Origin of the sequence: Actinosynnema sp. NPDC050801 (assembly GCF_040673975.1) — a bacterium.
Lineage (GTDB): Bacteria > Actinomycetota > Actinomycetes > Mycobacteriales > Pseudonocardiaceae > Actinosynnema.
This window is the reverse complement of record NZ_JBFAQZ010000010.1, coordinates 243,207-254,913: the sequence shown is the minus strand read 5'-3', so window position 1 is coordinate 254,913 and position 11,707 is coordinate 243,207. Positions and strand designations below refer to the sequence as shown.

12 protein-coding genes are annotated in these 11,707 nt (G+C 70.9%); 7 read left to right on the top strand and 5 right to left on the bottom strand.

Annotated elements, in window-relative coordinates:
• Positions 1-3: 3 nt before the first annotated feature.
• The gene (locus tag AB0K14_RS23510; RefSeq protein WP_360454978.1) at positions 4-357 is read right to left on the bottom strand and encodes an antibiotic biosynthesis monooxygenase family protein; all 354 of its coding nucleotides are present in this window, start codon (positions 355-357) and stop codon (positions 4-6) included.
• 1,145 nt (positions 358-1,502) lie between these two features.
• Between AB0K14_RS23510 and AB0K14_RS23505 the strand changes: the two genes are divergently transcribed.
• From AB0K14_RS23505 to AB0K14_RS23490, 4 genes are all read left to right on the top strand, one after another.
• Positions 1,503-2,480 carry an iron-containing redox enzyme family protein gene (locus tag AB0K14_RS23505; RefSeq protein ID WP_360454981.1) on the top strand — a complete coding sequence of 326 codons (978 nt, stop codon included), beginning with the start codon at positions 1,503-1,505 and terminating at the stop codon, positions 2,478-2,480.
• Between the two features lie 62 nt (positions 2,481-2,542).
• Complete coding sequence (locus AB0K14_RS23500; RefSeq protein ID WP_360454984.1) at positions 2,543-3,235, top strand: 2OG-Fe dioxygenase family protein; 693 nt, start codon at positions 2,543-2,545, stop codon at positions 3,233-3,235.
• A 7-nt stretch (positions 3,236-3,242) separates the two neighbouring features.
• Positions 3,243-4,067 (top strand): diaminopimelate epimerase, encoded by an 825-nt coding sequence (dapF, locus tag AB0K14_RS23495; RefSeq protein WP_360454988.1) that lies wholly within the window; start codon positions 3,243-3,245, stop codon positions 4,065-4,067.
• Positions 4,064-5,128 carry a pyridoxal phosphate-dependent aminotransferase gene (locus tag AB0K14_RS23490; protein ID WP_360454991.1) on the top strand — a complete coding sequence of 355 codons (1,065 nt, stop codon included), beginning with the start codon at positions 4,064-4,066 and terminating at the stop codon, positions 5,126-5,128. Before dapF ends, AB0K14_RS23490 begins: the two co-directional genes overlap by 4 nt.
• Here the strand turns inward: AB0K14_RS23490 and AB0K14_RS23485 are convergent.
• Positions 5,106-6,068, bottom strand: a complete 963-nt coding sequence (locus AB0K14_RS23485) for a DMT family transporter (RefSeq protein ID WP_360454994.1) — start codon at positions 6,066-6,068, stop codon at positions 5,106-5,108. The two genes, AB0K14_RS23490 and AB0K14_RS23485, sit on opposite strands and share 23 nt — an antisense overlap.
• Complete coding sequence (locus AB0K14_RS23480; RefSeq protein ID WP_360454997.1) at positions 6,065-6,790, bottom strand: hypothetical protein; 726 nt, start codon at positions 6,788-6,790, stop codon at positions 6,065-6,067. Before AB0K14_RS23480 ends, AB0K14_RS23485 begins: the two co-directional genes overlap by 4 nt.
• Positions 6,791-6,855: 65 nt before the next feature.
• Here AB0K14_RS23480 and AB0K14_RS23475 point away from each other — a divergent pair, with 65 nt between their 5' ends.
• From AB0K14_RS23475 to AB0K14_RS23465, 3 genes are all read left to right on the top strand, one after another.
• Positions 6,856-7,725, top strand: coding sequence for a LysR family transcriptional regulator (locus AB0K14_RS23475; RefSeq protein ID WP_360455000.1), 870 nt, complete (start codon positions 6,856-6,858; stop codon positions 7,723-7,725).
• A gap of 91 nt (positions 7,726-7,816) precedes the next feature.
• The gene (locus AB0K14_RS23470; protein ID WP_360455003.1) at positions 7,817-9,031 is read left to right on the top strand and encodes a tetratricopeptide repeat protein; all 1,215 of its coding nucleotides are present in this window, start codon (positions 7,817-7,819) and stop codon (positions 9,029-9,031) included.
• 245 nt (positions 9,032-9,276) lie between these two features.
• Positions 9,277-9,873: a hypothetical protein gene (locus AB0K14_RS23465; protein ID WP_360455006.1), complete on the top strand. Its 597-nt coding sequence runs from the start codon at positions 9,277-9,279 to the stop codon at positions 9,871-9,873.
• A gap of 120 nt (positions 9,874-9,993) precedes the next feature.
• On the opposite strand, the gene AB0K14_RS23460 is transcribed toward AB0K14_RS23465, so the two are convergent.
• Together AB0K14_RS23460 and AB0K14_RS23455 are read right to left on the bottom strand one after the other, a co-directional pair.
• Entirely contained in the window at positions 9,994-10,398 is a 405-nt protein-coding gene (locus tag AB0K14_RS23460) for a hypothetical protein (RefSeq protein WP_360455009.1), read from the bottom strand.
• 420 nt (positions 10,399-10,818) lie between these two features.
• Complete coding sequence (locus AB0K14_RS23455) at positions 10,819-11,649, bottom strand: universal stress protein (RefSeq protein WP_360455012.1); 831 nt, start codon at positions 11,647-11,649, stop codon at positions 10,819-10,821.
• Between the last annotated feature and the right edge of the window lie 58 nt (positions 11,650-11,707).

The window sequence follows — 11,707 nt, the reverse complement described above, 5'->3', positions numbered from 1 at the left end:
GACCTAACCTCCAACCGTGCTCGACTCGGACGCCGCCGCGGTGGTGAGGCGGACGTGGTAGCGCAGCGAATCTCTCGTCGTCACGCACGCCATCAGCGGAGCCGCGATCTCGCGGTGGCCGGGAGTCGCCTCCCACTCGTGGAAGTGCGCCGGGCTCGACCACTCGCTGGTGATCACCCAGTCGGCGGGGTCCTCCTCCGACTGGCACAGCTGGTCACCGAGGTAGCCGTCCACTTCGGATACCTGACGAGAAACCTGCCGGTAGGCGGCCAGGAATCGTTCCTGCGAGCCGTCTGCGATGCGCAACCGGAAGATCACGCGCAGGCGGCCTGCGTGCCGCGAGTCCGCGGCCGTCATGACGATGTGCATTCCGGGTACGCGGCGATCTCGCACGCCTGGAACACCTCGGGTACCGCCTCTGCGAGCGACGAGGGCGCGGAGGCGGTGAACGCGGTTCGGGCCACCACGGCCGCACGGGCCGTCGGCATGCCGGAACCGGGTGCTCGACACTTCTCTGCGAGAGACTTCGCCGTGTGAGATTCGGTTGACATGGAGTCATTCCTGTTCTGTCGTCCCGAACGCGCTGCCGGACCGCCCGGCACGGTCCGCGCCGGGGCGTCCGGACCAGGGATGCCCGCGAAGTGACCGGCTAGCCGATCAACGCCGCAGAACCGTTCGGTCGGGTGTTACATCACCCGACCGGGCCACACGGGGCGTGACCTTCCGGGCTTCATCGCCGGATGCGTCACGCCACAGTGGAGTGTTCAGTCTGCCGCGCCGGTACGGCACTACCCGTGCGCACAGCCCGAACGGCTCGATCGTCCGGCGCGGAGGATCGTCGGCCGGTGCGGTGCGGCACGGGTGTCGTGGACCGGTGGGCGGCCGGTGCGGTGGGGGTGGGTCCACTTCTTCGCGACCAGGCGCCGGCGCCGTCGCAGGAGGGTGCCCGGTGTCACCACTCAAGGACCAACGAGCCGGACGAAGACCAGGTGCGGCAGTCGTAACGCCACGTCCCACGATCATGGCCTTATCGCCCATGATGTGCGATTGCTGTGGCTCGGCATCCCAACGCGGAGTTCTGGCATCCCACAACATGAATGGAGTTATCGGCAGGCGAGGCATCAATGTCGGTGTGAATGCACTTCGGAGCCACGAACCCGCAGTGCGAAGCGGCGGCGCAGTCGGCGTGGCACACGCGGTCGTGTTGTCCTGCGGCGGCACGTGATCGACGGGTGTGCGGAGTCGCAACGAGCGGGCGCGTTGACCGTTAACCGGTGCGCGACCTGCGTGAACATTGCGTCCGAATGGCGGATGGTCGCCGTCTCGGATCCTGAGCAATCATCATTGCTGGTCGCCGGTCCGAATTGATCAAAACGGATGCTGGGGCCTCATCCACGTCGATTGAAGTCGGATATGTCGTCGACAGACTAATCCTGGGCAAGGTGGAGCCGGTGGCGCGTGATCGAGGTGCACTCGTAGAAGAGATTTCATCCTGGCTTCGGATGCCCGCAGAAGAACTGGATGCCAAGGTCATCGGGCAGGAAGCTCTTCGGGTGGTGGAAGACGTCAACGCGCTGAACGCGGCTGCCGCGGCGGGGGATCAGGGAGCTTTCCGCAGCCAGCAGTTGCTGTTGGCGCGCATCTACGACTTGGTCATGAAAATCCCCGACGGGCCGACCGCGGAGGGCTCGCTGGTGATCAACGGGATCCTCACCGCGTTGGAACGCGCGACCATCGCCGCGGAGGACGCCGCGGTCGACTGGGCGGTCGTCGACGCGGCACCCACCACGCCGGCGGAGTACCTGTCCTGGCTCAAGCAGGGCGCACGCGGGCACCGGGTGTTCAAGCACCGGTACTACATGGACTTCATCCGCCACCACGCCACGGCGGAGCACCTGCGCAAGTACGTCATCCAGGAATCCGTGGTGGACGGGCGGTTCGACGACCTGCTGGCGCTGATGCAGGTCGGCACGGCCGGTCCGGCGAAGATGGAGATCGCCAACAACTTCTGGGACGAGATGGGCAACGGCAAGCCCGCCGAGGTCCACACGACCCTGTTCAACCAGCTCTACGACGTCTTCGACATCAGCCAGCAGGAGCTGGAGGACTCGCTGACCGCGACCGCGATGCTGTCGGGCAACCTCGCCGTGCTGCTGTGCCGCTACCGCCGGTTCTACCCGGAGGCGGTCGGTTTCCTCGGCATGACCGAGTGGCTGGTGCCCGACCGCTTCGTGCAGGTCGTCGGCGCGTGGGAGCGGCTCGGGTTGCCCGAGGTCGGCATCGTCTACCACCGCCTGCACATCACCGTCGACTCGCAGCACGCGGCGGGTTGGTTCCACAACATCGTGCTCCCGTCGGCCGACTCCGCCTACATGCGGCGCGGCATCGCGCGCGGCACCCTCTGGCGGTTGAACTCCTCGGCCCGCTACCTCGACGAGCGGCTGGCCGAGGTCTCCGAGCTGATCACCGCAGACAGCTGATCCCGACACCTCGCCGACCCCGGCGGACGGCCACCCCGTCGTCGAGCACGGAAGGACCTGACATGCCCTTGAACGACCAGCGGTTCGCGATCGTGGACCTGCCCGAGGTTCCCCAGGAGATCCTGGACAGCTACGACCGCTGCCCCGTCGACGAGTACATGGGCAACGGCACCCGCTTCAAGCGGTTCAGCCAGTACCGGCTGCACCACGACGAGGTGGAGGGCTGGCGGTTCGAGTTGCTGGAGCACCGCGACTACACCACGTTCACCAAGTTCAACCCGGTCGCGGGCGGCATCAAGCGCAAGTACCTGCCGATCGAGGTCGACTTCACGCCGCTGATCCGCGTGGGCATGGAGGGCTTCGGCCTCGACGAGAGCGAGGACTGGCAGATCAACGTGCACCAGAACCGCACCCGCGCCGAGGGCGACCGGGTCGGGCCGCTGACGCCCGAGGGCGTGCACCACGACGGCCACGAGTTCGTCATGATCGCCGTTCTGCGGCGCAACAACGTCGGCGGCGGCAAGACCCGGTTGTGGCAGCCCGGCGCGGACGCCCCGTTCTGGGACGGCACGCTGGAGCCCGGCCAGGCCGTCCTGCTGGACGACCGCGCGCTCCAGCACGACGTCACCGACGTCACGTCCGCCGACGGCGGCCCCGGCCACCGCGACATCGTCATCGTGGCGTTCTCGCGGTGGAAGGAGAAGTGGTACGGCGAGGACCACGACCAGGCGGCCCTCACCACGGACGCGATGTAGCCGCCCGGTGCCCGATTTCGTCAAGTACCAGGCGTTGGGCAACGACTACCTGCTCATCGACCCCGTCGAGACCGACCTGCCGGTCACACCCGCGGCCGTGCGGCTGCTGTGCGACCGGCGGCTCGGTGTCGGGTCGGACGGGGTGCTGCGCCTGCCGCACGGGCCGGTCCACGCCGACCGGCCCGTCGTGCTGCACACGGTGAACGCGGACGGCAGCCTGTGCGCGCGCAGCGCCAACGGCGTCCGCATGGTCGGCCTGCACCTGGCGCGGCGGTCGGCCGGCGCGGGCAGGTTCGTCGTGTCCACTCCCGCCGGTGAGTCCACTGTGGAGGTGCGCGACGAGGCGGCCGGGTTGGTCGAGGTCGAGCTCGGTCACGCTCGGGTCGGGGATCCCGGTGAGCTGACCGCGGCGGGCGAGCGGTTCGACGTCAGCGTCGTGGACAACGGCAACCCACACGCCGTGCTGTTCCTCGACGAGGTCGACGCCGAGCTCGCCCGCGCCTTCGGCGAGTCCGTGGCCGGGCACGAGCGCTTCCCCGGCCGGATCAACGTCCAGTTCACCACGGTGGCCGCGCCGGACGTGCTGCGGATCGAGGTCTACGAGCGCGGTGCCGGCTACACCCCGGCTTCCGGGGCGAGCGCCTGCGCCGCCGCGTCCGCCGCGCACGCCCGCGGGTTGACCGGCCACCGGGTGCGGGTGGAGATGGCGGGCGGCGCGGTCGAGGTCGTGATCGGCGAGGACGGCGCGGTGCGGCTGTGCGGGGAGGTCGAGCAGGTGTGCGCGGGCGACGTGTCACCCGCGTTGCGGCGCAGGCTGGAGGAGGTCGGATGACCGTGGCGCGCTACCCGATGCGGCAGTGGGCGTTCGAGGACACGCCTGGGCGCTACGAGATCGACCTGGGCAACAGCTACGTCCCGGTGCGCGACCTCGCCGATCTCGACGTGCCCGCGAGCCTGGCCCTGGGCTACGGCTCCGACATCGGTACGCCGAGGTTGCGCGAGGCCATCGCGGCGCGTTACGGGAACGGCGCCGACCCGGATCGCGTGCTGGTCACCCACGGCGCAGCGGAGGCGCTGTACCTGCTGTTCACGACCCTGCTCCGACCGGGTGACCGCGTGGTGACGTTCCTGCCGGGGTGGCTGCCGTCGGTGGACGTGCCCACGCACCGCGGCTGCCGGGTGGAGGCCGTGGCCCGCACCGACGACATGGACGTCGACCTCGACGCGGTGCGCGCCGTCGCCGGTCCGGACCTGCGGCTGGTCTACCTGGACTCGCCGGGCAACCCGGGCGGGAGGCGGGCGACCGACGCGCAGGTCACCGCCCTGGCCGACCTGGTGGCGGGCACCGGCGGCTACCTCGTGCTCGACGAGGAGTACCGGTTCGACCTGGCCGGCTCGGCGGTCGCGCGGCACCCGCGCGTGGTGTCGGTGTCCGGCCTGGCCAAGGTGTACGGGCTGCCGGGGCTGCGGATCGGCTGGCTGCACGGTCCGGCCGACGTGGTGGCCGGGTGCGCCCGGCACAAGCACTACACCTCCATCGCGAACTCCGTGCTGTGCGAGGAACTGGCGGTCGGCGTGCTGGACCGGCACGAGGAGTTCGCCGCGGCCTACGACGCCGCCGTGGCGCCCGGCCTGGAGGTGGTGGCCGAGTGGGCGGACGGGCACGCGGACCTGGTCCGGGTGATCCGGCCGGAGGGCACGCCGTTCGCCTGGGCGTCACCGACCTCCGGCGAGCCGTCGCTGGCGCTGTGCCGCCGTGCCCTCGACGCCGGGGTGCTGCTGATGCCGGGCGAGACCCTCGGCAGCGACCGCGGGTTCCGCCTCGGCTTCGCCCGCGATCCGGCCACCGTCGCCGAGGGCCTGCGCCGGATCACTCCGCTGCTTCGGCCTTGACCGCGTTCACGGCAGGCGCTTCGGGCGCCGGCTTCGGCTTCTTGGGCGGCCGGGTCAGCAGCACACCGCTGATGATGAGCAGCGCGCCGAGGACGGTGTTCCAGTACAGCGCCTCGCTGAGGAACAGCACGCCGATCAGCGCCGCCCACATCGGCGTCAGGAACGCCACCGTGGACGCCACCGTCGAGCCGACCGCGCGGATCACCGTCAGGTTCCACATGTAGGCGATGCCGGTCCCGATCGCGCCCAGCACGAGCATCGCGACCATCGGCCCGACACCCGGCCAGATCGGCAGGCTCGGCGAGCCGGAGCTGAACGGCGCCACGATGGCCAGTTCCAGCGTGGCCAAACCGATCTGGATCGCAGTCAGCGTCAGCGCCGGTGAGTCCACATCGGACAGGAACTTGCGGGTGTAGGTGTAGCCGAGCCCGTAGGAGGCGACCGCGAGCAGGCAGGCGATGCTGCCCGCGAGCATCGGCGCGTCGACGCCGTCCCACACGCCGAGCACCACGAGCGCGCCGGTGAACCCGGTGGCCAGGCCGGCCAGCCTGCGCAGGGTCGGCTTCTCCGACGGCAGCATGATCAACACCCAGATCAGGGTGAACAGCGGGATCATCGCGTTCCACACGCCCGCCTGGAGCGAGCTGATGTTCTGCTCACCGAGGGCGAACAGGGCGAACGGTAGCGCGTTCAGCACCGTGCCGACGACCAGCGCGTGCCCCCAGACCTTCGCGCTGCGCGGCACGGCGAGCCTGCGTCCGAGCACCAGCAGCCACAGCACGGCCGCGCCGAAGAAGCAGCGCCAGAACGCCACCCAGGCGGGCGCGATGCCCGCGTCGACGCCGATCTTGATCAGGGCGAAGCCCGATCCCCAGATAAGCGAGCAGGCCAGGAAGTACGGCAGCCACTTCGGGGGCTGCGCGCGCGAATCGGTCGTCATGAACGTCCTCGTGGTCGGGCGGCGGCCGTGACGGCTGCTTCGGCGAACGCGGTCACGATCGGGTGCGGTGCGGTCGAGTCGGCGGAGAGCTCGGGCTGGAACGCGGTGGCGAGGAAGAAGCGGTGCCCCGGCAGCTCGGCCACGCGGGCGATCCCGTCGTCGTCGTGGCCGGTGAGCCGCAGCCCGCCCACTTCGAGCAGTGATGCGTAGGCCGGGTCCAGCTCGTGGCCGCTGTGGTGGCGCTCGGTGGTGGCGCCCGCGCCGAGCACCCGTTCGGCCAACGACCCCGGCCGCAGCCGGATGCGGCGCTCGTGACCGACCAGCGGCTTGGCCGAGGGCACGATCAGGTGCCTGCCCGCGTCCGGCGCGTTCTCCGCGTGCGCGGCGTCGACCAGCCCGCACACGGACCGGGCGTATTCGAGCAGGGCGTGCGAGAAGCCCCCGCAGGTCGCGAGGAACGGCAGGTCGCCCTCACGTGCCGTGCGGACGGCGGTCAGCGCACCGTCCTCGCTCTCGTAGGGGCTGCCGGGCACCAGCCACACGCCGTGGAACGCGGCCAGCCCGGAGACGTCGGTGGTCGGGATCCAGTAGGCGTCGACGGCGATCCCGGCACGTCGCCACAAGGCGTCGAACAGCGTCGTGTAGCGGCCGTGCGCGCGTACCGCGGCGGAGCGCTCGCCCACCAGCGCCAACCGCGCGATCCGCTCCACAGCCCTCATCATCGACACCGGGTGAGTGCAGGTCAATCGATCGTTGAGCATGTCCGCATCAGCTACGCTTATCAGCTGTGGACACCCGGCTGTTGCGCACGTTCTGCACGATCGCGCGGCTGCGGTCGTTCTCCGACGCGGCGCGGGAGCTCGGCTACACGCAGTCCGCGGTCTCCCAACAGGTCGTGGCACTGGAGTCGGACCTGGGCGCCGTCCTGCTCGGTCGGCGTCCCGTCGTCCTCACGGAGGTGGGCGAGCGGCTGTTGGAGCACGCGGCCCCGATCCTGATGCGCCTCGACGCCGCGCGTGCCGACGTGGCCCGCGTGGCTGCCCAGCCCACCTCGCGGCTGAGCGTCGGCATCGTTCCCACCTCGTCCGCCGTGGTGTCCGCCGTGACTCGGCACGCGCGTGGGGCGGGGGTGCGTGAGCTGACCCTGCGCGTCCTGCCGCTCGACGCCGTCGCCGAGGCGGTCGTGGTCGGCGACCTGGACGTGGGCGTGGTCGCGGCGCTGGCCGTTCGCGCCGACCCGCTGCGGCTGCCGGCCATCAGCTCGCTGCGCGCCACGCCGCTGGCGGAGTCCCCGGCCGTGGTGGCCTTGCCGCGCGACCACCCGCTCGCGGGTCGGACCGGTGTCTCGCTGTTCGAGCTGGCCGACGCGCGGTGGATCGACGCGCCTGACGCCCTGGTCGGACTGGACGACCTGTGCGCCACCACCGGCCTCCCGCCGCTGCGCACGGCTGTCCGGTGCCTGGGGGCGGACCTGGGCGCCGTGCGCCGGCTGCTGGTGGCCGGCGAGGGCCTGGCACTCCTGCCGGCCGAGGCGGTCACTCCGGACCTGGTCGGTGTTCCGGTGACGGGGGTGGACCTCGCCTACCGGTCGGAGGTGCTGCACCGACGTGAGGAGGACGGCGTCGTCGGCACGCTGGTGGCGGCGCTGACGGGCTGAGCGGCATCGATCAGTTCGTCGAGGCTGGTTGGCGGCGTGTGGAGGTCACGCCGTCCGCGCGGAGGGGGCCGAACCCGGCCCCGCCACGGGAATGCACGCCTCCGCCGCCCTGAGCGGTCTGCCCCGGGCGCGGCTCCGCGAGGCGCTACGGGCACTGGAGGACAGCTCGCTGCTGGCCCGCGACCGTCAAGGCCGTTACCGGATGCACGACCTGGTGCGCAGCTTCGCCGTCGGCATGGCCCACCGCGACATGACCGGGGACGTGCGCGAGGCGGCGTTGCGGCGTGCGGTCGACTTCTACCTGCACACCTCCCACGTCGCGGACCGACTCCTGCACCCCCACCGCACGCCCGTCCACGAACCGGAACCGGGCGCCCACCCCCAGCTGTTGCCCGACGCCCCGGCCGCGGCCACCTGGTTGCGCACCGAGCACACCTGCGTCCTGGCGGCGCGCCACATCGCCGCCCACCACGGCTGGCACCGCGCCACCTGGCGACTGGCCTGGGCGTTGAACACCTTCTACCGCCGGTCGGGGGAACACCACCGCTTGGTCGCGATGTGGCAGACCGCGCTGCGAGCCGCCGAACAGCTCCGCGACCCCGCAGCGCTGAGCATCGCCCACCGGTCCCTCGGATGCGCCCAGGCCGAACTCGGACACCACGTCGACGCCCTCGCCCACCTGGCCCAGGCGGTGAACCTGGCCTGGGACAACGAAGACCACGCCAACCATGCCCTGGCCCAGGAAGCAATGGCGCGGACATTGGGGGAGTTCGGGCAGCACCGGGCGGCACTCTCGACCGCGATTCACGCCCACGAGTGCTTCCGCAGCCTCTCCCACCCGATAGGGGAAGCGCGGGCGCTCAACGACATCGGCTGGTTCGCCGCCCGCCTCGGCAGGTACCAGCAGGCACGCACGCACTGCGGCAACGCACTGGCCATGCACCGACGCCACAACAACCCGGAAGGCGAAGCCAGAACCCTCTACAACCTCGGCCACATCGATCACCTCACCGACGACCACGTCCAAGCCGTCCGCCACCACCAGCAGGCCCTGCTCCTGTTCCGCGCACTCGGTGACCTCCACGCCCAGGCACAGACCCTCGACGTGCTGGGCTGTTCGCACGCCGCACTCGACCAGGACCAGGAAGCCGGAGCCGTCTGGCAGGAGGCCGTGCAGCTGTACCGTGCCCAGCAACGCACCGATGACGCCGACCGGATCGCACACAGCCTGCAAGCATCGACCGCACCGCACACCAAGAACACGATCCGCTGTTGCCACAAGAATGCGGAGTCAGGTCCGTCCTAGGGGCAATACCAGGTGTTTGGGACGTTGGGAAGGCAAGGTGGCTCCGACCAGGCATTTCCTGCCTGGGCTGGGACGGGCCGCGCACTCGTGGAGGTCGGTGACCTGACCGGCTCCCGCCCGGCTGACGATCCGCGACCCTGTTTTCGTACTACCGGTCCGTAGTGGGTATACCGGCTGGGACACCGCAGGCACGGCCGCCGGCGGCACTGCGGCGACCTGGCGGCGATCCGGCATGAGGAGGCAGGGTGGTGGAGCAGCCCGCGAGTCCCCGACGACCCCTACCCGACCCCGGCATCTACGGGGAGGCGGAGGTGCGGGAGTTCCTCGACCCGTGGCACCCGCGGGCCAGCGTCGAGACCGACCACCCCGAGCAGGTGTTCGTCGATCCCGAACGCGTGCTGGACAACATCACCCTGGCCCTGCACCGGCTCGACGTCGACATCGACGCGCCGCCGGCGTTCGAACCCGACACGGTGACGGTGAACGAGCTCGCGGTCATGCTCGACGACCTCGATCGGGCGGCGGCGCTGGTGGCGCGCCTGGTCAACGTCGCCGTGCAGCTCATGGCGGCCCGCTACCCCGAGGCGCTCGTCCGCTTCCCGCTACCCGGTACCTACGACCTGCGCGATGTCGATCGCCTGGCCATCGGCGATCGTGAACACCACCTCGCCCGGGACATCCTCAACCAGCGTCTGGGCACCGACGCCGACCTGCACCCCGACGACCTCGTCGAGCGCCTGCGCCCGCTGGACCCCGGCGAGCAGGTCCACCTCCTGGTCGCCCTGTGCCGCATGTACCGCCACAAGCTCCTGGCCCTCAAACACCACACCGGCACCCGCTGACGCCATCGAGCCGATCTCGGTGTCCACGCCCGCGCGAACCGCCGGCGATGCCGAGGACCCGTCCGGAGGACGGCTCGACGGAGGGACGATGGCGGAGCGCCGGCCGTCGGGACGGGTGGGTCAGGTGAAGAGGTAGGTGCCGATGCCCGAGGTCGAGGTGAGACCGGGTTCGGTGAGGCAGTCGAGGAGGTTGAGGTTGGGCAGTTCGACGACGTGCGTGGTGGAGTCGCCGGTGAACTTGCCCGCCGTCACCGTCCCGGTCTCGACGGCGACAAGGGTTCCCAGGACGTAGTTGGCGGTTCGGTTGTAGCTGATCGTGCTGGTGTCGCCGGTGTTCCAGGTGATGGTGTACGAGCCGCTGCCGGACGCCGCGACGTCAGTGCAGGAGCGGTCGAGGCCGTGAATGGTCGCCTGCACGTGTCCTCCCGTGACGGCCGGGTCGGTGAGGGATGTGCACGAGAGGACGTTGTGCACGCTCACGTCCACCGGCCGACGCGTGTTCAGCAGGCCTGGCGAGTAGGACACCGATTGGGTCTCCGTGCAGGTGGGACCGCCTGGCCTCGCGTGCGAGGAGGACGGCGGGAGCAACAGGGACGACGTGATCAGCACGGTCAGGATCAGAGAACTTCGAACTCTCCGCACCGCTTCCACCTCCAGTGACGGCGCTGAGGACACCTTCGCCCAGGGCGTCCGTCGGTTCACAGCACGGCTCGGCGGTCGGTCCGGCCGCCCGTCGCGTCGAGCAAGGCGCCGACGGCAGTGACTGCCGATGAACGCAGAAGCATGGAGATTCCCGTTCTCCGAACGTGCGATGGGGAACAAGTCTCGTGACTCACGCCGCTGTCCTCAATCGGCTGAAAGGCTTGCGGCGGAACACTGTCCGTGGATCTCCCTTGCCGTGTGCCGCAGAACTGCGGGTGTCCGTGGCCACTGCCGGCGTCACTTTCATCGGGGAGGAGGGCTGTCGCTCGCCGGTTGGGGGACGACCAAGGGGCCCACCAGCACGACCGGGCCCGCACCGCGGCGCAGCAGGCGGTGGCTGGTGGAGGTGTCCGTGGCGGTCGGGCTGGAGCCGATCACCAGCATCGAGGCGAGGACGGCGTGGCGGGCCAGGCCCGTGGCGGGGCGTGACCTGGCCATCCGCACGTCCACCGGCACGGTGGGGTGGTGGGCCGCGCAGGCCCGGGTGGCGGAGAGAGCGGCTTCGGCGATGTCCGGGATGGTGACCGGCGTGGTGGAGTGGTCGTCCAGCGTGCAGCACACCACCCGCAGGCCGGTGTTCAGGGCCGCGGCGAGGGTGAACGCGGCGCGCAGCGTGGGCTCGGCCAGGGCGTCGCCACTGATGCCGACCGCCACGGGGCGGTCGGACGGGTCGGGGTGCTCCGACCCGGCGTCGGCCGGGGCGGCGGTGACCGGGCACCGGGACCGCGCGCTCACGGTCGAGGCGAGCACGCTGGTGGCGTCCGGGGCGGGTCCGCCCACGACGATCATGTCGGCGGTGTGGGACTCGGCGACCAGGGCGCGCCCGGCGGAGGCGACGACCACTCGTGCCGAGACGCCCAGGAGCGGTGACGCCTCGCGCAAGCGTGCGGCCAACTCGTCCAGGCGGGCTCGGGCGGCGTCCACCTCGCCGAGGTCCCGGCACGCGTGCACCAGCCGGAGGTCGCGGCCCCGCTGGAGGGCGTGGTGTGCGGCCCAGCGCGCCCCGGCTAACGACGCCGCGCTGAACGACACCCCCGACACCACGGGGGGTGCGGGACCGAGCCGTGCCGTCATCCTGTGCCTCCAGACCCGCCCCGGCGGTCGACTCGGCAGGCACCGGCGCGGGGAAGTG